The 23,166-nt window shown below is 64.3% G+C and carries 27 protein-coding genes; 16 read left to right on the top strand and 11 right to left on the bottom strand.

Features of this window, described 5'->3' with window-relative positions; genetic code table 11:
- Window positions 1-2: 2 nt before the first annotated feature.
- Complete coding sequence (locus ACSSVQ_RS07225; RefSeq protein WP_454181864.1) at window positions 3-629, bottom strand: TetR/AcrR family transcriptional regulator; 627 nt, start codon at window positions 627-629, stop codon at window positions 3-5.
- A gap of 142 nt (window positions 630-771) precedes the next feature.
- Here ACSSVQ_RS07225 and ACSSVQ_RS07230 point away from each other — a divergent pair, with 142 nt between their 5' ends.
- Complete coding sequence (locus ACSSVQ_RS07230) at window positions 772-1,689, top strand: oxygenase MpaB family protein (protein WP_454181866.1); 918 nt, start codon at window positions 772-774, stop codon at window positions 1,687-1,689.
- A 29-nt stretch (window positions 1,690-1,718) separates the two neighbouring features.
- The gene (locus ACSSVQ_RS07235) at window positions 1,719-2,921 is read left to right on the top strand and encodes an acyl-CoA dehydrogenase family protein (protein ID WP_454181868.1); all 1,203 of its coding nucleotides are present in this window, start codon (window positions 1,719-1,721) and stop codon (window positions 2,919-2,921) included.
- Window positions 2,922-2,990: 69 nt separating this feature from the next.
- Here the strand turns inward: ACSSVQ_RS07235 and ACSSVQ_RS07240 are convergent, their stop codons facing one another.
- The 3 genes from ACSSVQ_RS07240 to ACSSVQ_RS07250 all read right to left on the bottom strand — a co-directional run bounded on the left by ACSSVQ_RS07240 (window position 2,991) and on the right by ACSSVQ_RS07250 (window position 5,515).
- Window positions 2,991-3,296, bottom strand: coding sequence for a hypothetical protein (locus ACSSVQ_RS07240; RefSeq protein WP_454181870.1), 306 nt, complete (start codon window positions 3,294-3,296; stop codon window positions 2,991-2,993).
- Window positions 3,293-3,760 (bottom strand): MaoC/PaaZ C-terminal domain-containing protein, encoded by a 468-nt coding sequence (locus tag ACSSVQ_RS07245; protein ID WP_293324836.1) that lies wholly within the window; start codon window positions 3,758-3,760, stop codon window positions 3,293-3,295. The genes ACSSVQ_RS07240 and ACSSVQ_RS07245 overlap by 4 nt, the downstream gene beginning before the upstream one ends.
- Window positions 3,761-4,294: 534 nt before the next feature.
- Window positions 4,295-5,515: an acetyl-CoA C-acyltransferase gene (locus ACSSVQ_RS07250; RefSeq protein ID WP_454181872.1), complete on the bottom strand. Its 1,221-nt coding sequence runs from the start codon at window positions 5,513-5,515 to the stop codon at window positions 4,295-4,297.
- Between the two features lie 376 nt (window positions 5,516-5,891).
- Here ACSSVQ_RS07250 and ACSSVQ_RS07255 point away from each other — a divergent pair, with 376 nt between their 5' ends.
- A complete protein-coding gene (locus ACSSVQ_RS07255; protein WP_454181874.1) occupies window positions 5,892-6,389 on the top strand; it encodes a hypothetical protein in 498 nt (165 codons plus the stop codon).
- Between the two features lie 164 nt (window positions 6,390-6,553).
- On the opposite strand, the gene ACSSVQ_RS07260 is transcribed toward ACSSVQ_RS07255, so the two are convergent.
- Complete coding sequence (locus ACSSVQ_RS07260; protein ID WP_454181876.1) at window positions 6,554-6,970, bottom strand: secondary thiamine-phosphate synthase enzyme YjbQ; 417 nt, start codon at window positions 6,968-6,970, stop codon at window positions 6,554-6,556.
- A gap of 89 nt (window positions 6,971-7,059) precedes the next feature.
- On the opposite strand from ACSSVQ_RS07260, the gene ACSSVQ_RS07265 reads away from it, so the two are divergent.
- Window positions 7,060-7,518: a PaaI family thioesterase gene (locus ACSSVQ_RS07265; RefSeq protein ID WP_454181878.1), complete on the top strand. Its 459-nt coding sequence runs from the start codon at window positions 7,060-7,062 to the stop codon at window positions 7,516-7,518.
- On the top strand, window positions 7,515-7,958 hold the full coding sequence (locus ACSSVQ_RS07270; RefSeq protein WP_454181880.1) for a PaaI family thioesterase: 444 nt from the start codon (window positions 7,515-7,517) through the stop codon (window positions 7,956-7,958). The genes ACSSVQ_RS07265 and ACSSVQ_RS07270 overlap by 4 nt, the downstream gene beginning before the upstream one ends.
- Window positions 7,959-7,960: 2 nt before the next feature.
- Here the strand turns inward: ACSSVQ_RS07270 and ACSSVQ_RS07275 are convergent, their stop codons facing one another.
- Window positions 7,961-8,698, bottom strand: coding sequence for a transglutaminase-like domain-containing protein (locus ACSSVQ_RS07275; RefSeq protein WP_454181882.1), 738 nt, complete (start codon window positions 8,696-8,698; stop codon window positions 7,961-7,963).
- 274 nt (window positions 8,699-8,972) lie between these two features.
- Here ACSSVQ_RS07275 and ACSSVQ_RS07280 point away from each other — a divergent pair, with 274 nt between their 5' ends.
- The 11 genes from ACSSVQ_RS07280 (at window position 8,973) to ACSSVQ_RS07330 (ending at window position 19,397) form a co-directional block, all read left to right on the top strand.
- Window positions 8,973-9,827: a MaoC/PaaZ C-terminal domain-containing protein gene (locus ACSSVQ_RS07280; protein WP_339614288.1), complete on the top strand. Its 855-nt coding sequence runs from the start codon at window positions 8,973-8,975 to the stop codon at window positions 9,825-9,827.
- A 176-nt stretch (window positions 9,828-10,003) separates the two neighbouring features.
- Window positions 10,004-11,269 carry a methyltransferase domain-containing protein gene (locus tag ACSSVQ_RS07285; protein ID WP_454181884.1) on the top strand — a complete coding sequence of 422 codons (1,266 nt, stop codon included), beginning with the start codon at window positions 10,004-10,006 and terminating at the stop codon, window positions 11,267-11,269.
- Window positions 11,270-11,288: 19 nt separating this feature from the next.
- Window positions 11,289-11,741: a hypothetical protein gene (locus ACSSVQ_RS07290; RefSeq protein ID WP_454181886.1), complete on the top strand. Its 453-nt coding sequence runs from the start codon at window positions 11,289-11,291 to the stop codon at window positions 11,739-11,741.
- 117 nt (window positions 11,742-11,858) lie between these two features.
- On the top strand, window positions 11,859-12,683 hold the full coding sequence (locus ACSSVQ_RS07295) for a TonB family protein (RefSeq protein WP_454184663.1): 825 nt from the start codon (window positions 11,859-11,861) through the stop codon (window positions 12,681-12,683).
- Window positions 12,684-12,758: 75 nt separating this feature from the next.
- Window positions 12,759-13,817, top strand: a complete 1,059-nt coding sequence (locus ACSSVQ_RS07300; RefSeq protein WP_454181888.1) for a GlxA family transcriptional regulator — start codon at window positions 12,759-12,761, stop codon at window positions 13,815-13,817.
- Window positions 13,807-14,436 carry a DJ-1/PfpI family protein gene (locus tag ACSSVQ_RS07305; protein ID WP_454181890.1) on the top strand — a complete coding sequence of 210 codons (630 nt, stop codon included), beginning with the start codon at window positions 13,807-13,809 and terminating at the stop codon, window positions 14,434-14,436. The genes ACSSVQ_RS07300 and ACSSVQ_RS07305 overlap by 11 nt, the downstream gene beginning before the upstream one ends.
- Window positions 14,437-14,496: 60 nt before the next feature.
- Entirely contained in the window at window positions 14,497-15,528 is a 1,032-nt protein-coding gene (locus ACSSVQ_RS07310) for a hypothetical protein (RefSeq protein WP_454181891.1), read from the top strand.
- 95 nt (window positions 15,529-15,623) lie between these two features.
- Window positions 15,624-16,595, top strand: a complete 972-nt coding sequence (locus ACSSVQ_RS07315) for an alpha/beta hydrolase (protein ID WP_454181893.1) — start codon at window positions 15,624-15,626, stop codon at window positions 16,593-16,595.
- A gap of 36 nt (window positions 16,596-16,631) precedes the next feature.
- Window positions 16,632-17,552 (top strand): acyl-CoA thioesterase, encoded by a 921-nt coding sequence (locus ACSSVQ_RS07320; protein ID WP_454181895.1) that lies wholly within the window; start codon window positions 16,632-16,634, stop codon window positions 17,550-17,552.
- 3 nt (window positions 17,553-17,555) lie between these two features.
- On the top strand, window positions 17,556-18,464 hold the full coding sequence (locus tag ACSSVQ_RS07325) for an acyl-CoA thioesterase (protein WP_454181897.1): 909 nt from the start codon (window positions 17,556-17,558) through the stop codon (window positions 18,462-18,464).
- Window positions 18,465-18,476: 12 nt separating this feature from the next.
- Window positions 18,477-19,397 carry an acyl-CoA thioesterase gene (locus ACSSVQ_RS07330; RefSeq protein WP_454181899.1) on the top strand — a complete coding sequence of 307 codons (921 nt, stop codon included), beginning with the start codon at window positions 18,477-18,479 and terminating at the stop codon, window positions 19,395-19,397.
- Window positions 19,398-19,400: 3 nt separating this feature from the next.
- Here ACSSVQ_RS07330 and ACSSVQ_RS07335 read toward each other — a convergent pair whose 3' ends face one another.
- Genes ACSSVQ_RS07335 through ACSSVQ_RS07355 form a run of 5 tightly spaced genes read right to left on the bottom strand, consistent with a single transcriptional unit; the run spans window position 19,401 to window position 23,163 of the window.
- The gene (locus ACSSVQ_RS07335; protein ID WP_454181901.1) at window positions 19,401-19,664 is read right to left on the bottom strand and encodes a hypothetical protein; all 264 of its coding nucleotides are present in this window, start codon (window positions 19,662-19,664) and stop codon (window positions 19,401-19,403) included.
- 12 nt (window positions 19,665-19,676) lie between these two features.
- The gene (locus ACSSVQ_RS07340; RefSeq protein ID WP_454181903.1) at window positions 19,677-20,129 is read right to left on the bottom strand and encodes a hypothetical protein; all 453 of its coding nucleotides are present in this window, start codon (window positions 20,127-20,129) and stop codon (window positions 19,677-19,679) included.
- Between the two features lie 53 nt (window positions 20,130-20,182).
- Entirely contained in the window at window positions 20,183-21,118 is a 936-nt protein-coding gene (locus ACSSVQ_RS07345) for an alpha/beta fold hydrolase (RefSeq protein WP_454181905.1), read from the bottom strand.
- Between the two features lie 4 nt (window positions 21,119-21,122).
- Entirely contained in the window at window positions 21,123-22,295 is a 1,173-nt protein-coding gene (locus ACSSVQ_RS07350; RefSeq protein ID WP_454181907.1) for an alpha/beta hydrolase, read from the bottom strand.
- A 34-nt stretch (window positions 22,296-22,329) separates the two neighbouring features.
- Complete coding sequence (locus ACSSVQ_RS07355; RefSeq protein WP_454181909.1) at window positions 22,330-23,163, bottom strand: enoyl-CoA hydratase/isomerase family protein; 834 nt, start codon at window positions 23,161-23,163, stop codon at window positions 22,330-22,332.
- Between the last annotated feature and the right edge of the window lie 3 nt (window positions 23,164-23,166).

The raw sequence follows: 23,166 nt of genomic DNA on the forward strand, positions 1-23,166 counted from the left end.
TGTCAGCCTTCCGGGTCCCGCCCCACCGCCATACGGTAGGTGAGGCGCGCGAGTTCCCGCGTCAGCATCTGGCGGCGTTCGGACCCGATATCGAGGAAGGCGATTTCGAGCATGGCGTTGTAAAGCATCTCCGAAATCAGCCAGGCGTCCTCCTCGGGCATGGGCAGATCCAGCGCATCGCCCGCCGCGACGCGCACGCGCTGGGAGAGCGCGGCCAGCGCCTCGCGCGAGGACACCATGACCGGCAATTGCGGGACGAAAGGCACCTGACGCAGCAGGACGCGGAAGACGTCGCGCTCCTCCACCAGCGAGCCGACGGCCACCGCCACCATGTGCCGGACGCCCGCCCATGGGTCCGCCATCCGGCTCGCCTCGGCGAAGGCCTGCTCCATGTTCTCCACCACCCCCGCCATCAGCCGGCCAGTCAGCTCGGCGACCAAGGCCTCCTTGTTGGGGAAGAAGTCGTAAAGCGTGCCGATGCCGACGCCCGCCTGCTCGGCGATGCGGTTGGTGGTGAGTTCCTCATAGCCGCGCCGCGCCAAAAGCCGAGCCGTGGCATCCAGCATGGCGTCGAAACTGGCCTGCGAGCGGGCCTGTTTCGGTCTTTTTTTCGCTTTATATTCAGCCACTTGGTGCCCTTCCCGCCGCCCCGTGAAGGGGGCCGCAGCCCTGTCTTCAAATCCGAGTTTTCCGAGTAATTACTTGGATTATATTGAGGGCATGGAACGGCATGCAAATGCCGCGTGAGATTTGCCCCGGAGGAGACCCGACATGTCGGTAGAGAGCGATACCGCCAGGCTGAACCGCGACGGCGCCGGGACGGGCGCGCGGCTCGGGGGCGGCACGTCTGCGTTTCCCGGGATCGATTTCCTGACGCCGGAAGGCGATCCGGGCCTTCTCGGCCCCGGCTCCATGGGCTGGAAAGTGAGCGCCAACCCGGTGGTGAGCGCGGTCGGCGGGATCGCCGCCGTGATCCTCGAACTGTCGGAAAAACATGTGCGCGCGGGCGTATGGGACCATTCGACCTTCAAGACCGACCCGATCAAGCGCATGGAGCGCACCGGCATGGCGGCGGCCTGCGTGACCTATGGCCCGACCAAACTGGCGCAGACGACCTTCGACCGCGTGACGCGCATGCATGAGCGCGTGACGGGCACGACGCATGACGGCGATCCCTACAAGGCGATGGAACCCGAGCTGCTCACATGGGTGCATGTGACCGCGGCCTGGGGCTTCCTCAATGCCTATATCCGCTATGCCGATCCGAAGCTCTCGCTCGAAGATCAGGACCGCTATTTCCGCGAGGGCGAAATCATCGGCAAAGGCTTCGGCGCGGAATGGGTGCCGACCTCCAAGGCGGAGGCGGAGGCCTATATGGAGGAGATGACGCCCAAACTCTATGCGAACGAGACGGTGCATGAATTTCTCGCGCTGGTGCGCGACGCGACGCCGCTGGGCGCCGCCGGAAAGCCGATGCAGCGGCTCGTGACGCAGGCGGCGATCGATCTTTTGCCGAAAAAACTGCAGGACCAATGCGGCGTGCAGGTGTCGCCTTTTGTCAGGCCGACGGTACGTCCGATGGTGCGCACGCTCGCCGCTGCCGCAGGGGCAACCGTCCGCCGGATGCCCGACACGCCCGCCAACCAGGCTTGCCGCCGGATGGGAGTCTCGACAGACTGCCTGCGGTAACCCCATCCGACAGCGATAGAAGAAGAACAATGGATCTCTATTTCAAGCCCGAGGACGCGTCCTTCCGCGACGAGGTTCGCGCCTTTCTCGACGAGAAGCTGACGCCGGAACTGCGCGAGGCGGGCAGGCTCACCACATCGGTTTTCACCGACAAGCAGTGGAACCTCGCCTGGCAGAAAGTGCTCTATGAAAAGGGCTGGGTCGCGCCCAACTGGCCCGCCGAATATGGCGGCACGGGCTGGACGGAGATGCAGAAATATATCTTCGCCTCGGAATGTGCGCGCGCCGGCACGCCGCATCTGTCGCCCATGGGGCTTCGCATGTGCGGGCCGATGCTGATGAAGTTCGGCACGAAGGAACAGAAAGAGTTCTACCTGCCGCGCATCCTGTCCGGCGAAGACTATTGGTGCCAAGGATATTCCGAACCCGGATCGGGCTCCGACCTCGCCTCGCTGCAATGCAAGGCGGTGCGCGACGGCGACGACTATGTCATCAACGGCACGAAGATCTGGACGACGCATGCGCATTTCGCCAATCGTATGTTCTGCCTCGTGCGCACGGACAATTCGGGCAAGCCTCAGCAAGGCATCACCTTCGTGCTGATCGACATGGACACGCCCGGCATCAAGATCGATCCGATCATCACGCTGGCGGGCGAGCATGAGGTAAACCAGGTCTTTTTCGACGATGTGCGCGTGCCGGTGAAAAATCGCGTGGGCGAGGAGAATGACGGCTGGACGGTCGCGAAATATCTGCTGGAGTTCGAGCGTGGCGGGTCGTCGGCGCCGGGGCTTTGGGAAGGCGTCGAAAAGATCCGCGCCGTCGCCGAAGGCGAACAGGCGGGCACGGGCCAGCGCCTCATCGACGATCCGGCATTCTCGCGCAAGCTCGCCGACACCGAGATCGAACTCAAATCCATCGAGATGACGGAACATCGCATGATGGCGGAACTGGCGGGCGGCAAGAACCCCGGCCCGGCCTCCTCCATGCTCAAGACCAAAGGCACGGAGATGCGCCAGCGCCTCGACGAGATCGCCATCGAGACCATCGCCTATTATGCGGGCGTCGATCAGATGGATGCGCGCGAGCCGGGCTCCAATGTGGAGCCCATCGGCCCGGCGGAAGGCATGGTCTTCATGCCGAGCTATCTCAACAACCGCGCCGCCTCGATCTATGGCGGCTCGAACGAGGTTCAGCGCAACATCATGGCGAAACTCGTTCTCGGTCTCTGACGGCCTTCCCGACTGCCTCTTGGGGGAGAGGGCACTTGCGCCGGGACCTTTCGGGGTTCCGGCGCATTTTTATGTGCGGCGCGCAATCAACTTGCCGATGCGCAGCGCGAACCAGAGCGTGGTCACGACATTGCCGAGAATGAAGATCGGCAGCGCCCAGGCCGCGGCCACGAGCTTGTTTTCCTCCACGATGAAAATGATCGAGGCGGCGATCAGGAAGCCGAGATAGACATCGACCAGCGTGACGATGCCCCAGCCGTCGCCGGTGAGGAATTCGAGCGCGGGCCCGGCGGGCACATCCGCCACCATGACGCCCGTTATGAGGATGCCGAACGCGATGCCCAGCAGCAGGATCAGAATACGCCAGCCCGTCATGTCGTTGTCTCCTTCCCGTCCGCTTCGCGCCGCCGCGCGATCAGCAATGTCGTGATCTGGGTGAATATCGTCTCGCCGTCCCGATTGGTCAGGATGTGGCGGTTCTTCACCACGCCGCGGTCGGGCTTCGACGATGAAGGCTTCGTCTCGATGCATTCGATGGCGAGGCGGAGCGTGTCGCCGAGCCTTGCGGGCTTGTGAAAGCGCACCTCGTCATAGCCGAGCGCACCGATGACGGCGGTCTCTTCCGGCAGGCGCGCGGCGAGCCAGAGGACGACGGCCTGAATATGCGTGCCGCAGGCCGTGAGCGTGCCGTAGACGGATTTCGCGGCGGCCTCCTCATCGACGTGAAAGGGCTGCGGATCCCATTTGCTTGCGAAGGAGACGATCTCGTCCCGTGTCATCTCATAGGTCGCCGGGATGTCGTGACGTTCCCCGATTTCGAAATCGTCGAAATAGCGCATGGTTCCTCCCCGTGAATGCTCGTCTGTGGAGCATATAGGCGGGTCGGACAGGAAAGCGAGGGAGGTGGCATGCGCGGGTGTTTTTCGGGAGCAGAGAGGAACCAGTCATGTCACCCCGGCCCTCCTTGCATGTGAAGGGGGCCGGGCCCCACTCGCAATAGTCGCTTGCCGCAGCCGCCAATGGGTCCCGGGTTCCCGGCTTTCGCCGGGACAGGCGCCGGGATGACACTGAAGGATGAAAAAAGGCCTGCGCGTTTTCTGGCACCGAAAGCGCAGACGCTGTGCTGCGTGTTCCTTGGCAAAGCCGTGCGGCCAATCAAATCCTGTCACCCCGGCTTCATGCCGGGGTCCAGGGCCGCACGCTCTGCGCTCATCGCCCCTGGATCCCGGGACAAGCCCGGGATGACACTAGAGAAAAAAAACGGCCCACGAGTTTCCTCGCGGGCCGTAATGTTTTCTGGCAGCGCCCGCTGACATCACCTTCGTGATGTCAGCATCTTTTGGTGATGGGCGCTTTTGCGGTCTTCTTTGAAATCAGAAGATTTCAAAGAGACCCGCAGCGCCCATGCCACCACCGATGCACATGGTGACCACGCCGTACTTCACGTTCTGACCGGCGGCCTTGCGGCGCTGGCCTTCGAGAAGGATGTGGCCGGTGCAGCGGGCGCCGGTCATGCCGTAGGGATGGCCGATGGCGATGGAGCCGCCATTGACGTTGTACTTCTCGGGGTCGATGCCGAGCTTGTCGCGGCTGTAGAGGCACTGGCTGGCGAAGGCTTCGTTCAGCTCCCACAGGTCGATGTCGTCGACCTTGAGGCCCGCACGCTCCAGAAGGCGCGGCACGGCGAAGACCGGGCCGATGCCCATTTCTTCCGGCTCGCAACCGGCGACCGCGAAGCCGCGGAACGCGCCGAGCGGCTTCAGGCCGCGCTTCTCGGCTTCCTTGCCTTCCATGATGACCACGGCGGCGGCGCCGTCGGAAAGCTGCGAGGCGTTACCGGCCGTCACATACTTGCCTTCCTTGATCTTCTGGCCGCCCTTGAAGACGGGCTTCAGGCCCTGGAGCGATTCCAGCGTGGTGCCCGGACGGTTGCACTCGTCGCGATCGACGAGGTAATCGACGATGGTCTCTTCGCCGGTTTCCTTGTTGACCTGCTTCATCTTGGTCTGCATCGGGACGATTTCGTCCTTGAAGATGCCGTTTTCCTGCGCGGCGGCGATACGCTGCTGGCTGCGCAGCGCGTATTCATCCTGCGCCTCGCGGGAGATGCCATAGCGCTCGGCCACGATCTCGGCGGTCTCAAGCATCGACATCCAGAGCTCCGGCTTGGTCGCCATCAGGTGCTCTTCGGTGATGTGGTTGAGGTTCATGCCGCCAAGCTGCACGAGCGAGATCGACTCGACGCCCGAGCCGATGGCGACCGGCACGCCTTCATTGACCACACGGCCCGCGGCCATGGCAATGGTCTGGAGACCCGAGGAGCAGAAGCGGTTGACCGTGGTGCCGGAGGTGGTCACCGGGCAGCCGGCCCAGATGGCCGAGGTGCGCGCGACGTTCTGGCCCGTGGCGCCTTCCGGCTGGCCGCAACCCATGATCACGTCTTCGACGTCACCCGGCTCGATCCCTGCGCGCTCGATGGCGTGCTTGATGGCGTGACCGCCCATCGCGGCGCCATGGGTGATGTTGAAACCGCCGCGGCCGGACTTGGCCAGGCCGGTACGGGCGGTGGACACGATCACTGCTTCTCTGCTCATGGGGGCTCTCCCGAAAATCTGCTTCTGAATGAGGTGGGTGTTCGAACTCGCAGGCGAAGGTCTTGGTGCCTTTTTCGAACCCGCCTTTTGGGGCCGCAACATAACGGGCCGGGCGGGGGCCGCAAAGCGGAATCTCCCCCGGACCGCGCCCGGGCGCTACGTCAGCCCGCCTGAAGCGGGCCCGGAGCAGGCATCGGGAAAACGGCCGAAACACGCGGCAGAGCGGCTGCTATGCCCAAGAATCGCCCCAAAATTTCCCACCTTACGCCGGTTCACCCACTCTCCACGGCCACATTCGAGGGCCAGATTTGCAGCATCGAACAATTGGATTCGCAAAAATGCACCGGCACTTCCGCCGGGCAGGAAGGGGCGAGAGATGAAACGGATGCTGACGCTGACGGCCATTACGCTGACTGCCGCGACCATTGCCGCGGGGGCGACGACCCTCGCCGCGACCGGTGCCCTTGCATCCGGGTCCGCCCCGGCCGCCGAGCAGGATCTGACGCGCAGCCCCGTGGAGGAGCGCGCGGTCGTCATCACCGCCATGGCGGCGACCGGCGGCTATTCGCCGGTGGTGCTCACCCAGAATGACGGGAAACAGATCACCTATCCGATCTATTTCCGCAAAAACGGCGCCGCGCTGACCGACGAGGCCCGCCGGGCGATCAATGCGGCCGCCGACGAAATCGAGATGGGCGGGCTGCAGCAGATCACGGTCTCCGCCGCCGGGCTCGACGCCTCCGAACATGCGCCGCGCGACCTCACCCGCAAGCGCCTGTTCTCCGTGGTGGACGAGCTTGAAAACGCCGGCGTGCCGACGCGCTGGATCGGCGTGGTCCAGCCCGGCCCGCGCGCCACGGCCCCCGGCGTCTGAAAGAGACCGCCCCACAAGTAACCGAACCGCACGACAATTCCGGTGTCCTGGTCTTGCCCCCCAGTTTGAAGGGGCACCGGAAGAAGAGGGCCCGGCCGCCCCCACCCGGACAGACCGGGTCCTCTTCACGCCTTTCGATCCGGCCCCCCTCCGACCGGCAGGCCTCACTCGCCCAGCAGATGCAGCGCCAGTTCCCGCCGATGGGGCCTGTCGCGATGTTCCACGACATAGATCCCCTGCCAGATACCCAGCACCAGACGGCCGCCGATGAGCGGGATCGCCAGATGCGTCTGGGTCAGCGCGGCACGGATATGGGCGGGCATATCGTCCGGTCCCTCCGCGTCGTGCCGCCAGCCGCCATCGCGGGGCGCCAGCCGGTCCAGCGCATCGCGCAGATCGTCCAGCACCGCCGGGTCGGCATTTTCCTGGATGAGGAGAGAGGCCGATGTGTGGCGGATGAAAAGGGTCAGCAACCCTTCCCGCATCCCCGCTTCGCCCGCCCAGCGCGTTATTTCATGCGTCACATCGGTGAAGCCCTGCCCTTTCGTCTCCACCGCAACGATGCCGGTTGCCTGTCTCATTCCCGATGCCGCCCTTTCGTAACCTTGTGCCTTGTGTGTCGAGAGGATAGACAAGCGCCGTCTTCCACCTCCAGTCCAGACAGTAGCTTGTGACCGATTTTACCTATCCTCCGAAAGACCCCGAGCTCGCCGGCGAGCCGATCCATGCGACGGGATATGGCGGCTTTACGGGGCCGATCCACCGGCAGCAGCGCCCGGACGGCGTGCGCTTTGCGATGCGTATCGCGCCGCACCACCTGAACGGTATCGACCGGATGCATGGCGGCATGACGATGTCGCTCGCCTCGCTGGTGATGGGCGAGGTGGCACGGGCCGAGGCGGCATCGCGCTCGCCGGCGGCGCGGGCGAAGACGCTTTCGTTCAATTGCGATTTCGTGAGCGCGGGCGAACTCGGCGACGTGGTGACGGGCGAGGCCCAGGTGACGCGCGCGACGCGCAGCGTTCTTTTCCTGTCCGGCACGTTCAAGGTGGGGCCGCGCATCCTGATGACGGCGAGCGGGATCTACGGCATCGAGACCCTGACGGGTGAAGAGGGAGGCGCATCGTGAGCGGGCGCAAGACATATCCCTCCCCCGTCTCGCGCGAGGCGCCGGAAGGCTTCACCCAGGCGGAACTGCGCGATCCGTTCGAGGCGCATGTGGGGCCGCTTTTCGAACGCGAGACCGACGACGGCTCGCGCGTCGCCGCCTTCTATGTGGATGAGCGCCATCTGAACGAGCATGGCGAACTGCATGAAGGCATGCTGATGACCTTTGCCGACGCCTATCTCGGCAGCGCCGCGCATCGCGCGACCGAGGGCCGTAGCTGCGTCACGCTCAGCCTGCAGGCCAGCGTGACCGGCACGGCCAGAGCCGGCGATCTCGTGACCTGCCGGACATGGGTGGACCGCAAGACACGGGCGATCGTTTTCATCTCGGGCAGCTTCACCGTGGGCGAGGAAACCGTGATGACGGCGACGAGCCTCTGGAAGGTGCTTGGCGAGCGGTAAGCCTATTCCGCCGCGGTGGCGATGCGGCCGGGCGCGTGGCGGAGCGCCTCGCAGCGCGCATTGGCCGCCGAGACGAAGGCGGGCATGAACAGGCGCGACAGCAGGCCGACGCGGTTCCAGCTCTCCGCCTTTTCGTGAAACTCGTCGATGTCGCGGAAGAGCCCGTGATCGGTCGTGCTGAACCCGTCCACCGACCCGTTATCCACGAACTGGCAGAAGGTATCGCGGCGGCCGTCCCAGATGGATACGCCGTCGATATGCACGCCATAACCGATCATGCGGCCCTCGCGGCGCAGCCTTGCCCGGGCGGCTTCGGCCAGCGGCAGGTCTACGATGAAACTGTCGACGCGCACCCAGCCTTCGTCGAGCAGCACCTCGACATAGCAATGATCGGTGAAGGGGGTGCGGGAGGCCATGACGCCGTGGAGAATGTCCGCCGACATGTCCACGAAATGCTGGCGGGCGGGAATGCCCAGCGCGCGGAGCAGCGCCACGAAAAGCGTCGATTTGGTCAGGCCGTATCCGATACCGGCCTTCAGAACCTGCGAGGCGGACTGGTCGTATATCGGGGCGCAGAAGCCGTAGCGGATTTCGTCGCGCACATAATCATGCAGACGGATCGCCGCCTCGCGCGCCGTCGGCGCATCGCCGACATGCGTTGCCACCGCGCGCACGCCCGCATGGCGATGATCGATCTTCGCGGTCGCTTCCAGATAATCGGGCTCGGATATCGCCACCATGGCGGGTCACTCGCGAGTTGGACGGGTTGGCCTCGGCGCTGCGGGGCACCAACGGCAATCGCCGCAGCGAATCGTTTTTCATGGATGACATGAGTCTGTTACGGGTTCGCGACGGCCCTGCGCCGGTCCCGCAAAATAATCGTCAGACGCTTCAAACAACGCGCAATATTGGCCAGCGCGCGGGCTTGCGCCGCCATCGCGTTCGCGCTTTGCTAGCGCCCCAACAGACATGGCCCCGCCATCAGGGGCCGGAGAAAACGGGGAGAAGACGAAAATGGCGATCAATTACGATCACCTCATGTCGCTGAAGTCGACCGGGCAGGAATTCAGCTATGGCGACCGCGAAACCATGCTTTACGCGCTGGGCGTCGGCTTCGGGCGCGACCCGATGGACGACAAGGAACTCTCCTTCGTCTACGAAAAGAACCTGAAGACCGTGCCGACCATGGCGACCGTTATCTCCTGGGGCGCCGGGCCGATGGCCGATAGCGGCATCAACTACATGATGGTGGTGCATGGCGAACAGAAGCTGACGCTGCATCGCCCGCTGCCCGTCGCCGCGCAGATCACCGCCGACAGCCGCATCGTCGGCGCCTGGGACAAGGGCGAAGGCAAGGGCGCGATCATCGTCACCGAGACGGTGATTTCGGAAAAGGGCAAGGACAAGCTCTGCACGCTGGAATCCACCATCTTCGCGCGCGGCGATGGCGGGTTCGGCGGCCCGCGCGAGGGCGCGCCGACGCCCCACCAGATCCCCGACCGGGCGCCGGACCAGACGGTGGAAGCGGAAACCAAGCCCGACCAGGCGCTGCTCTACCGGCTTTCGGGCGACCGCAACCCGCTTCATTCCGACCCGGAATTCGCCAAGGCCGTCGGCTTCGACAAGCCGATCCTGCACGGGCTGTGCACCTATGGCACCTGCTGCCGGGCGATCATTTCCTCGGTCTGCGACTACGACCCGACGAAGATCACGGGCTTCGACGTGCGCTTTTCCGCCCCCGTCATTCCCGGCGACAAGATCGCCGTCGATCTGTGGAAGGACGGCAACACGATCTCCTTCCGCGCCCGCGTGCCGGGCCGAGGCGACGCCGTGGTCATCAATAACGGCAAGTGCACGCTCGCCGGCTGACATGGGCCGGTTGACGGGGGCCGGTTAAGCCGGGCCCGTTGAAAGGAGCCGGGTGGGCCGCTTGCGGAAATCCGGTTTCGGGATCATATAGCGCTTCACGACATGCCGGGCCGGGCGGCTTAGCCCCGGCCTTTTTAGTGGGCGACCACGTCCCGTTTTGTCGGAACAAGCGGCACATGACCCTGCCCGTTGACGACCCCGGCTCGATGGAAGCCGATGGCGAACATATTCTCGACAGGCTCGACCGGCTGATTGCCGAAGGCCGGAAAGAGGATGCTATTGTCTCGGCGCTGGAGGCGGGCGCGGCAAGCGACGACAGCTGGCTGCTGGGCGGCCTCAGCGAAAAACTGATCGATCTGGGCGCGGCGTCCGAGGCGACGGCCGTGCTGGAGCGACTGCGCGATGCGGGCAGCGCCGGATCGCGCATCCTCACCCTGCTCGGCCGCGCACAAAGCCTCGGCGGCAACCATGCGCAGGCCGTCGAGACGCTGAGAGAAGCCTGTTATCTCGACGGTCGGTCGGCGGATGCGCTGAACGCGCTGGGCGAGGCCCGTCTCAATGCCGACGACATTCCCGCCGCGATTGCCGATTTCGAACGCGCCCTCCGGATCGCCCCGGACGATGCGCGCGCGCATTTCCGACTCGGGGACGCCTGGGCGCGGGTGGACGAGCGCGACAAGGCGGCAAGGCATTTCAGAGCCGCCGCCGAGGCCGACCCGGCCGACCGACGCGGCGCGGCGATCCGGCTGGCGGAACTCGATCTCGCCCCGCCGCCCACCAAAGCCTCCAACAGCTATGTCCGGCACCTCTTCGACGGCTATGCGCCGCGCTATGACGAGCACATGACCGGCACGCTGCGCTATCGCGGGCCGGAAATCCTGTACAAGACGGCGCAGGGCGCGTGGGCCGCGGCAGGCGGTGCGCCGCCGCCCGGCGATGCCATCGACATCGGCTGCGGCACAGGGCTTTCCGGCGCGGCCTTCAAACCCCGCTGCGCCCGCCTGACCGGCATCGACCTGTCGCCGCGCATGGCGGCGGCGGCGATGGCCACCGGGCATTACGACGAAGTGGTTCTCGGCGAGGCGGTGAGCACGCTGGAAAGCCTCGCCGCGCAGCTCGATCTGGCCATCGCCTGCGACACGCTAATCTATATCGGCGATCTGGAGCCGATATTCGGGGTGCTTTCCAGGCTGCTGCGGCCGGGCGGATGGTTTGTCTTCACCAATGAGGAAGCGCAGAACGAGCCCGCCGCCGGGTATGAAGTCGGGCCGTCCAGACGGTTCGGGCATAGCGAAGCCTATCTGCGGGAGATGGCGGCGCGGCACGGTTTCGAGGTCCATGCGATCGAGCGCTGCGCGATCAGGACCGAGCAAAAGGTGCCGGTGCCCGCCTTCAGTTGCGCCTTCCGCCGCCATGACGGCGCGGCTATGCTCCCCGACTGAGAAGAGGGAGGGGACTAACATGACCAACAGAACTTTCGGGCTGCTCATCGCCAATGGGGCGCTGGTGCTGCTGGCGGGCTTTGCCGTCGGCTTTCCCTACGGGATGGTTGTCGGGCAATCACTCGATCCGTCCGTGCCGCAAGCGATCCCCGGCACGATCCGCGCCTGGCGCATGGCGCATATGGAAGGCGTGCTGAACGGCATGCTGATGATCGCCGCCGCAGCCGCCGCAACGAAGCTCAGCTTGAGCGCAGCCGGCGAAAAAGTGGTCTTCTGGGGGCTCGTGGTGTCGGGCTGGACGAATATCGTCGCCTCCACCCTTTCCGCGCTGACAGGCGGCCGGGGCACCGGCCTGACGGGCCTCGACTGGAACACGCTCAATTTCCTGCTGTTCGCGGCGGGGATCATCGGCGCGGTCGCGGCGGCCATCGCGCTCGTGCGGGCAGGGCTGGCAGTGGCGCGCCGCGCCTGACCCCGCTAGGTCACGCAGGATACAAAAATCCTATTTTCGCCGCCTTGTTTAGGGCGGCGGGCCGCCACATGATGCCTCTCCGCAAAGGGAAGCGCCGGAGATAGTGGTAATTTGAGTGTGGTGAGCGCAGGCAAGGCAGGTCCCGGCCGTATCGTGCCGGGCAGACAGGGCGGACCGCGCAAGCAGCGGCGCTTCGACACGCCCTTTGTGCTGGGCATGGCGGCGGGCGTTCTGATCAATCTTGCGCTCTTCATGGCGCTCTATTTTCGCGCCGATCCCGAAATCCCGCCGCGCGCGCCGGAAGCCATTCCTGTGGAACTGGTGAAACAGCCACCGGCGCCCAAGCCGAAGGACGAACCCGAGGATGAACTCACCCAGACCGTCGACACGAAATATCTAAGCTCGGGCGGTATGTCACAGACGGCCAAGCTCGGGCGTATGCGGCGAGGCAACCCCGATGCCGACCGGAAAGACCAAGGTGAGGCGGTTGAGGACCCTTCCGAAACCGACAGCGATGAGAAGAAAACCACCGCCAAAAAGATGCCTGACGAACCCATTGGGCCTATTCCGGACTGGGCACGTAACTTCTCCAATGGATACAACCGGCTTGCCGATAACCGCTCGCGTTATGGAGCTAGAAACGGAACCGAAGAAGACTGGGGCGGAAATGCCTATCTGAACAAAATGCAGGACCGCATCCACAAGATGATCGACACGATGGCCCCGCCCAAGCCGCCGGGGCCAGCCGACTACGACATTGCCCTGGAACTGAACGGACAGGTTTCAGACGTCCGACTGACCAAAACATCCGGCAATGATGATTTCGACCGAATTGGCGCGGCGGCCATCTTGCGCGCCGGACCCTTCCCGCCGCCGCCGGCCTATGTCCGGGCCTCGGACAATCGGGTTCACATCCAATGGACCTTCTATCCCAAGGACTGATTTCTGTTCCGATTGGCAGAATTTGCCTGTTTTTTGTCATTTCTGCCAAGCAGAAGCCGGGCTAGGCTTCCGTCCATGAACAGGAAACCAGCCGAACCCGTCCCCTCCTCCCCCCGCCGCATCATGATGATCGGCTATGAGAGGGCCAATGTGATCGACATTGCCGGGCCGCTTCAGCTCTTCGCCTCGGCGCGGGAGGCGGACGGGCGGCCTGCCTATGAGATCGAACTCGTGTCGGCGGAGCCCGGCGCGGTGCTGACGACGAGCGGGCTCGTGCTCCAGGCGAACCGCTCCATCGGGCAGGTGACGGATGCCGATCTCGACGGGCTCGACACGCTGCTCGTTTCCGGCGGCGAAGGCAGCCGCGGCGCCATGCATGACAAACGGCTGACCGGTTTCATCGCCCGCGCCGCCGCCCATGCGCGAAGGACCGGCTCGATCTGTACCGGCGCGATCCTGCTCGCGGCGGCGGGGCTCCTGAAAGGCCGGCGCGCCACCACGCATTGGGCCTATGCCGGCACGCTGGCGGCCCGGTTTCCCGACACGCATGTCGATGCGGACGCGATCTATGTGCGCGACGGAAACATCTGGTCGTCGGCAGGGGTGACGGCGGGGATGGACCTTGCGCTGGCGCTGATCGAAGCCGATCTCGGGCGCGAAACGGCGCTGATGCTGGCGCGCCATCATGTGATGTATCTGATGCGGCCCGGCGGGCAGTCGCAATTTTCCGCCGAACTTGCCGCGCAGAGCGCGGAGGACAGCCGCATCGCCAGGGTCTGCCACCATATCGCTGAAAATCCGCAGGCGGAGCTTTCCGTTCCCGCGCTTGCCCGAATCGCGGCGATGAGCGAACGCAGCTTCGCCCGGCATTTCACGCAGGAGACGGGCTTCACGCCCGCGCAGTTCGTGGAGCGCGCCCGGGTGGATGCCGCCTGCCGCGCGCTGTCGGGCGAGGATGCGAATTTCGACACTATCGCCGCGACAACCGGCTTCGGCACGGGCGAGCGGATGCGCCGAAGCTTTCTGCGCCATCTCGGCGTGACGCCGCAGCGCTACCGCGAACGCTTCCGCACCGCCGAGCGGCCCATGTCCCATCCCCTTTCCCAGACCTCAGGAGACATCCATGTCCAGTGACCGGAAGCACCGCCAGATCGGCCTCGTTCTTTTCGACGATGCGGAGGAGCTCGATTTCGTCGGCCCCTTCGAAGTCTTCACCATGGCCAATGAAGTGTTCGGCCATCTGGGCGAGCAGCCCCGGCACGATGTGCTGCTGATTTCGGAAACGGGGAAGCGCGTGCGCTGCGCCAAGGGCATGGAAATCACCGCCACGCATAGTTTCGCCGATGCGCCGCAGCTCGACGTGCTGCTCATCCCCGGCGGCAACGGCACGCGGCGGGAGGAACATCACCAGCCCATGCTGGATTTCCTCAAAGCCCAGGCCGGGTGCGCGGAATGGGTGACGAGCGTCTGCACCGGCTCGCTGGTGCTGGGCGCGGCGGGGCTGACCGAAGGCAAGCGCGTCACCACCCACTGGGCGTTCATTCCCGACCTCAGAAAGCGCGGTTATGCCGGCGAGGTGCTGGAGGCGATCCGCTATGTGCGGGACGGCAATCTCGTGACCTCGGCGGGCGTTTCGGCCGGGATCGACATGGCGCTCTGGCTGACGGGGCAGATCTACAGTCCCGAGCATGCCCGGTTCACGCAAAAGGCCATGGAATATGACCCGGCCCCGCCCTATAGCGCCGCCGTCTAACGCAATGGTGTGACAGGACCGGCGGAGCGGCTATCCTTCCTGAAAAACAGGGAGGAAGAAATGGCGAGCGAAACGGAACTGGCAGGCTGGCGAGCGAGCGCGGAGATGCATCAGCGTTACATGACGGGGATGCTGATCCGCGCCGCCGCCTTCAAGGGGGCCGACGCTTCCACCGAACTCAATTTCCGCACCTTCCGCACGCAGCACAATGAGAAGTTCAAGGCCGGGATCAAGAGCCTCGGCCTTGACGGCCTGCCGCATGCGGTGGCCTGCGCGCAATATATCTATCTCGCCAATCATGTGGGCGGCGTGAAATGCGAATTCATTCCCGAAAGCGACAAGAAAGCCTGGGTGCGCTATCTGCCGCCGCGCTGGGTGTGGGAAGGGGCCGCCATCTGTGCGGTGCCGAACGACACCAGCATCGCCTTCATGCGGGGCTTTCATGCGCAATGCGGCGTCACGCTCGACAATCCCCATCTCGGCTTTGTCTGCACCAAGATCACCACACGCTGCGACCCCTGCCTTGAGGGCTATTTCATCGAGGAAGACCGCCCGCTCGGCGACGACGAACGCCTGCGCTTCCACTTCGACGAGGACGGGCCCGACCCCGACCCGGCGAAACTTCCCGCCGTGGACTGGTTGGAAGAACGCATGGTGAAGGCCAAGCGCAACTACGCCGTGCAATATATCCGCACCATGCTGCCCGCCGCCGTCTCGCTGTTCGGCGAGGCGGAGATGCTTGAGCTGACGCATGAGGCCGCCCTGCTGATCGGCATGCAGACTTATGACTCGACGGCCGAAACGCTGGGCATGACCGGCAAGGATGCCGCGAGCTTCGGCGATTATCTCGCCGCCATGCTGGAGGCGGGCGGCGACCCGGTGGAACGGTCGCAGGATGGCGACGCCACGATCCTGCGGACGACGAGCTGGCGCATGATGGAGGGCAAGGAGGGCGTGACGCCTGCCTGTTTCGATGCGTGGAACGGGCTGTGGGAAGGCGCCAAGGCCGCGCATAACCGTCGCCTGACGCTGGATGTGACGCAGCGTATGGACAAGGGCGGAGAATGTTTCGAATGGCGGATCGCCGCCTGAGGCAGCAACCGCTTTTTGCAGCTCGCCGGCATTAGACGCGGCTCGAAAAATCCGGTCTATTACGGCCCAAGAACAAAACTCGCAGGGGAAACAAGATGTCAGGCAGCAACCCGTTCGATCCGGCCCTTTTCACGCCCGAGGCCGAAAGCGACGAGACCAAGGCCATCAACAAGGCGATTGTGGACGCGTTGACGGGCGGCCCGGAGTGGTGGGATGTCGGCGCGCAGGAAGTGCGCGATGCCCGGGCGCGGGGCGAAGGCCCCTTTCCGCTGGCGCCGCAATCGGACCGGGCGCGCATCATCGAAATCGACGGCAAGGCAGGCAACAAGATTCCGCTGCGCGTGATCGCGCCGTCCAAGGGCTCTCCCAAGGGCGTCTATTTTCATATCCATGGCGGCGGCTGGGTGCTGGGCGCGTCCGACCAGCAGGACACGCTGCTGGAGCGCATTGCCGACCGGACGGGTCAGGTCTGCGTCAGCGTTGAATATCGCCTTGCGCCGGAAAGCCCCTGGCCCGCGGGCGGGGACGATTGCGAAAGCGCCGCCGTCTGGCTTGCCAAAAACGCCAAATCGGAATTCGGCACCGACGTCATGACCATCGGCGGCGAAAGCGCGGGCGGACATCTTTCCGCCGTGACGCTCCTGCGCATGCGCGACCGGCATGGCTATACCGGCTTCAAGGGCGCCAATCTCGTCTTCGGCTGTTTCGATCTCAACATGACGCCGAGCCAGCGTTCCTTCGGCGACGAGCGCCTCATTCTGCGCACGATCGACATCGAGAAGTTCCGCGATGCGACATGGCCGGGGCTGAAGGATTTCAGCGATCCGGATATTTCGCCGCTTCATGCGCAACTGCACGACATGCCGCCGGCGCTCTTCACCGTCGGCACGCGGGATGCGCTGCTGGACGACTCGCTCTTCATGCATGCGCGCTGGGTTGCCGCGGGCAATGAAGCGGAGCTCGCCGTCTATCCGGGCGGGGCGCATGGCTTCATCGCCTTTCCCGGCGAGCTGTCCAAATCGGCCAATGACCGCATTGACGACTTCCTGAAAGGCATTGTCGGGTAGGCTGCCGTTTCCACCCGATACAGGATCAGGTTCGTCATGAGTGATTTTATCGACTCGTATCGCGGCAGCGTGAATACGTGGGAATGCGACGATGTCGGCCATATGAACGTGCAGTTCTATGTAGCGCGCGCCTCCGACGCAGCCTTCTATCTGCGGCATGCGCTGGGGCTTTCTCCCTCGCAGATCCACGAAGAAGGCCGCGCCATGGTGGCGCTGGAGGAGCATTTCCGGTTCCTGCGCGAGCTGCGCGCCGGCGACATGATGAATATGCGCTCGCGCGTGATCGAGCTGCGCGAGAAGACACTGGTGAGCTATCACGAGCTTCTGAACAGCGCGACGGGCTACATCGCCGCGACCTGTATCGCGGTGAGCGCGCATTTCGATCTCGAGGCGCGCAAGCTGATCGCCTGGCCGCAAGAGGCACATGAGAAGGCAAAGGCCATTACCGCGCCCCTGCCCGACCATGCCAAGCCGCGCAGCGTGACGCGCGAGGTGCGCATGCCGCATATCACGCTGGCGGAGGCGGAGGCGCGCGGCTTCATCGAAATCTATCGCGGCGCAGTGATGCCGTGGGAATGCGACGATTTCGGCCATATGAACAGCCGCTTCTATATGGGGCGCTTTTCCGACGGGGCGGGCCATCTCTGGCAGGCGGTCGGCATGGAGAAGACGCGGCTGCAGAAAGAACACCGCGGCACGGTGGTGCTGGAAATGCGGCTCAACTATCTGAACGACGTGCGCTCCGGCATGATGCTCATCGTCAAGAGCACGCTGACGCGCATGGAGAACAAGACGCTGACCTTCGTTCATTACATGTTCGATGCGGAAACCGGCATGCCGGTGGCGACGGGCGAAGCGGTGGCCGTGATGCTCGATCTCGATGCGCGCCGGACGGTGAATCTCACCGATGAGGACCGTGCGAAAATCGCACCGCATGTTCGCGCGCTGGAGGCCTGACGCGTGGCGCTGATCGATACATATCGCGGGTATGTCTCGTTGCAGGAGTGCGACGAGATGGGCCATATGAACATTCAGCATTATGTCGGCAAGGCGTCGGATGCGCATTTCAACCTGCGCGCCGCACTGGGGATCGGCTATGAGCATCAGGCGCGCGAACGCACGACCTATGTCGCGCTGGAACATCACATCCGCTTTCACCGGGAGTTGCGCGCAAGCGATCTCGTGCTGATCCGCTCCGGCATCGTGGAGATGCGCGACAAGACGATGCGCGTCTATCAGGAGGTGCGCGAGATACTGGACGACCGGCTGGCGGCGACGCTGACGCTCGATGTCGGGCATTTCGATCTCGACAAGCGCAAGCTGACACCCTGGCCCGCGCATGTGCGCGATAAGGCGACGGAGATGATGACGGAGATGCCGGATTATGCCGCGCCGCGCTCTCTCCCCGCCGAGACGCTGACGCGCGACATCTCGCTCGCGCGGGCCGACGAGCTGGGCATGGTGGAGACGAACCGCTCCGCCGTCGCGCCGTGGGAATGCGACTCGAACGGCCATATGAATACGCGCTTCTTCATGGCGCGGGTGTCGGATGCGCAAGGCCATATGTGGGCGCATGCGGGGCTCGGACGGCATGAGCAGGCGGCGCGCGGGCTGGCGACGGCAACAGTCGAAACACGGCTTTCCTACAAGCGCGAGCTGATGGCCGGACAGACCATCGTCGTGCGTACGGGCATTGCGGCGGACAGCGCGCGCACGCTGCGCTACCGGCACTGGCTCTTCAACGGGGAAACCGGCGAACCGGCCTTCGAGGCTGTGGGCGCGGGGCTTCTCTTCGACAAATCGACACGCAAGGCCGTGACGCTGCCCGACGATGTGAAGGCGCGGCTGGCCTCAACGCATAACAACTGAACGGACAAAAGCATGAGCGGGATGATCGAACTGGCGCGCAATGCCGTGCAGACATGGGAATGCGACCAGATGGGGCATATGAACGTGCAGTTCTATGTCGAGAAGGCAACACAGGGGCTGGCCGCGCTCGGTGTGAATCTGGGGCTCGGCCCGCGTTTCGTGAGAAGCGAAGGCGCACGGCTTTTCGCGCGCGACCATCATGTGCGCTTCCTGCGCGAGCAGCGGCCCGGCGCGCCCTTCTGGCTGCGCGGCGGCGTGCTGGAGGTGCATGATTATTCGCTGCGCATCTATCAGGAGATGGTCGCAACGGCGAGCGGCGAAGTGGCGGCGACGTTTACGGCAGATGTCGAGCTGCTGGACGAGTTCACGCGCGAGATGAAACCGCTGCCCGCCAAGGCGAAGGAAAAGGCCAATGCGCTTCTGATCGAGCTGCCCACCCATGGCGCGGCGCGGGGCCTGACGCTGTACGACCCGCGCCCGGCTCCGTCGCTGAAGGACGCGGAAGGGCTTGGCATGGTGCATACCTATCAGGGCGAGGTGCAGGCGCCGCAATGCGATACGCAAGGCCGGCTTTCGACACGCCACTTCATGGGGATCGTGTCGGACTCGATTCCGAACCTGCTCGCCCAGACGCGGGGCGACGACCGCTCGAAGACGCCGAGCGTCGGCGGGGCGGCGCTGGAGTACCGCTTCATCTATCGCGGACACCCCGCCGCGGGAGATGTGCTGGCGCTGAGGAGCGGGCTCAAGGAAGTCGGCAACAAGACCTATACCTGGTGCCATTGGCTGTTCGACGTCGAGAGCGGCAAGGCCGTGGCGACAGCGGAAGCCGTCGCCATCGCGCTCGACCTCGAAACGCGCAAATCCATCCCCATCCCCGACGAGATGCGGACGCTGCTTGAAGGTCTGGTGATCGACGGGCTCGGCGTCTGAGGGTCAGGCGTTCCCTTTTCGCGGACGGCGGGCCTGAATGACGAGGCCGCGTTCGCCCGCCAGACGCTGGATGGTCTTCAGTCCACGCGCCAACGGGTAAAGCGTTTCCATGTCGCCCTGCTTGCGCGCCTCGGACGCCGCGCTGCGCGTGACCTCGTAAAGCCGCATCAGTTCGTGCCCGTCCATCAGGCGCAGCGCCGCCTCCTTGGCCGGGCGGTCCGGATCGCGCTCGGGGAAGACCAGCGGCTTTACCTGATGAAAGGTCACGCGTTCACCGCCTCAGATATCGTCCGACTGCGGAGCGGGGGCGGACGGCTCGTCCATATTCCGCATACGGTCGCGGAAGTCGCGCGCCAGCTCGGCAAAGCGATCCATGAACGACCCGAAAAAGGAGAAGGCCTTGTCGAGCTCTTCCTCACTGGGCAGCTCGGCCTCGGCCCCCTTGTCGTTCAGCCGCTTGCGCAGATCGGCATTTTTGTTTTCCAGCTCGCCGAGACGCTTTTCATAGGCTTTGCGTTCGTCCGGCACGAGCTGGCACACCCAGGCCCCCTGAATTTCACGGCAATGGGACATTTCACCGGTCTGCCGGTCGAGGCGAAGAAAGCCGCCATCGACCCTTTCCATCTCGTAGCGCGGGGCGCTTTCCGGCTCCGCCGCGAGCGCAGGCGCAGCGGCGCACACCGCCAGAAGCGATATGAGACCTGCCCCTCCAAATCGGATTACGCCTGCCATGGAGCGTTCCTTGCGCGGCTGAGTTCAGCGTTTGAGGAATGATAGGAGAGCCGTCAGCCCGCCGCAATGCGGGCCTGAAGATCGAGCATCTCGCGGCGGATCGTCTCGGGAAATTCCATGGGAATGAAATGCGAGGCCCTGCCGATGCGCAGGATGGTCGCCTGCGGATCATGCGCGGCCAGGAGCGCGGGCGCAGGCGCGCGGCAGGTGCTGCCGGGCCCGGCATAGATGAGGGTGAACGGCGCCTTGAGCTGCGCAATGGGCGAGATGCTGTCATGCCCTTGCGCGCGGAAACTGGCCGCTTCCCAGGCGGGCTTGCAGGCAAGCTCCAGCGTGCCATCGGCGCGGGCCACGGTGCCGCCCTCGATATAGTCCGCGATCACCTCCTGCGGCCAGCTGCGGAAGGCGCCACGGCCGGTATAGGCGCGCAGCACGGTCTCCGCATCGGGAAATTCCGCCCGGCGCTTTTCCGCGCCGCGCGCGAGAGCGAAGCCGTTCGAGCCGCCAATGCCGAGCTTCTGCGCCAGACCGATGAGGCGGCGCTGATGGTTGGGGATCAGCACGGGGTCGATCAGCAACAGGCCGCGCACAAGGTCGGGCCGTTCCGCCGCCGCCATCACGCTCAGCGCGCCGCCCATAGAATGACCGGCGAGCATGATGGGGCCGCCCGTTTCCTCGGCCCACCCCTCGATGAAGCGGATGAGATCGTCACGATAGACATACCAGTTACGAAGGTTGGCCGGATCGGCGGGCAGAGACGTCAGCCCATGGCCGCGCGCATCCCAGGCGCGAATGCGAAAGTCTTTCGCGAGCGGGGACAGAAGCTGGCGGTAAGTCAGCCCATTGAACCCGTTGGCATGCGCGAAATGCAATGTCGGGCAATCCGCATTGCTTTCACCTGCCCATTCGATAAAGGAAATCTCGCCGTCGCGATCGCACCAACTCTTGCGCTCGCCCACAGGCGCGGGCGCCGTTACTACACCATTCATATCGTTACTGCTCGAGCAGCCCCTTTTTCCGAAGCCAGTTCCCAATCACGCCGACCGCTTCGGCAGCCTTGTCCGGCTGGCCGATATAATAATGGGTTGCGCCCTCGATGCGATGAAACTCCTTGTCATCGTGCTTTACGCCTTTGAACAGGCGCGCAGCATGAGACGGCGTGCAGCCATCGTCTGCGCTGTTTTCGATGACGAGGACGGGTTTTGAAATGTCGCCTGCGCATTTCGGCCCATTGGCGCGGCTTTCGGCATAGGACCATTGCGAGAGCCAGGCGCGGAGCGAAGAATAGCGCGCAAGTCCAGCGGGCGACATGTTGACGATTTTCGGATCGCCCATGAAACACCAGTTCGGCCCCTTGCGGTCATTGGGGTCGATGGTGAGATCGAGCCAACGCGGGTCGGCCATGGTGCCATGCACGGTGAACGCATATTCCTCGTTCTCTCGGCCCGTTTTCCGCAGGTGGTCGAGCTTTTCCTTCACCCAACTGTCGATCTTGTCGGACCGCGCGATCTGGGCGGCGCGGAAGCGGTCCAGAAATTCCGGCGTATAAGGCGGCTGGTTCGGGTTTTCCGGATCGTAGAGGTCGAGCTCGCGGTCGCGGTCTTCGGGATCGAGTTCATTGCGAATGGAGGGGTCGAGCCATTCGGTGAGCGTCAATGCGCGGCTGACATGGGCGGCGAGAAACATCACCGCGTCCGCGGGGATGAGGTTCGCGCCCGCCACATCCACCGGGTCGCCCGCGGGCGTTGCCGTGATGGAGGGTTTTTCCGCCTGCGACTGATAGAAGGCCGAGAGCGAGCCGCCGCCGGACCAGCCGGCCAGGATCACCTTCTCGAAGCCGAGCTTTTCCTTCGCGTAGCGGATATAGGCACCGAGATCGAGCAGCACCTTTTCCATGATGAGGGCGCTATCATTATGCGGGTATCTACTGCCGCAGGTGAGGACATGGACGCCCGCCGCCGCCAGCGCATTCGGCATGGGCAGAAGGTTCATCGTGCCCGTCGGGTGCATGAAGACGAGCACCGTTTTCGAGGGTGCGTCCTTCGGCTTCAGATATTGCCCTTCGACCACGATGCGGTCATGCGCGCCCGCATAGGTTTCCTTGAAGGCGGATTTCTCCTCCCAGTGCAGATAGAAGGGTATCCGCTCGACCTCGAATTTTTTCATGACCGGCCTCCCTGCCAGACAGATATGACAGGGTTTATTCGGCAGCCTTGCCCGCTCTCGCCCGCGCGGCCTTGAAGTCGGGCTTGCGCTTGTTGAGGAACGCGTCCACCGCCTCATGATGTTCCGGCGTCGTCCAGCATTCCTGAAGGGCGTCGGTTTCGAGCTTCTGGGCGCGCGTCAGATCCGTGGTGCAGGCGTTCTCCGTCAGCAGCTCCTTCGTCATGCGAAGCTGGAGCGAGGGGTTCTCGCAGATGAGACCGGCGATCTCCATCGCCTTGGGCAGAAGCTCCTTATGCGGAACGACATATTCGCAAAGGCCTTTTTCCTTTGCTTCCGCCGCCGGATAGATGCGGCCCGTGAGCATCATCTCGCTGGCATTGCCCCAACCCATGCGGCTGACGAGGAAATGCGAGGAGGCAAGCTCCGGCACAATGCCCATCTTCACGAAGACGAGACCGAATTTCGCTTCTTCCGAGGCGACGATGATGTCGAAAGGCAGGATCTGCGTAACACCTATGCCGACAGCGGGACCGTTCACCGCCGCGATAAGCGGCTTGGAGGTCCGGCAAAGCTGTATCCAGTCGAGCCCCTTGGGCAGGCCGCCGGAGCCGCCCTTGGTGTCGTTACCGGGATCTTCGCCGTCGAGGCGGGTCTTGAAGGTGCTTTCGATGTCGGCGCCCGCACAGAAGCCGCGTCCCTCGCCCGTTACGATAATGGCGCCGATGTCCTCATCGTCATTCGCCTTTGTGATCGCGTCGGCCAGCTCTTCCGACATGCGCGGCGTCCAGGCGTTCAGCCGATCCGGCCGATTGAGCGTGAGCAGCAACACACCGTCACGCGTTTTGGATTTGATCTGTTCGTATTGCATGGT

It is taken from the genome of Parvibaculum sp. MBR-TMA-1.3b-4.2, from assembly GCF_053628815.1.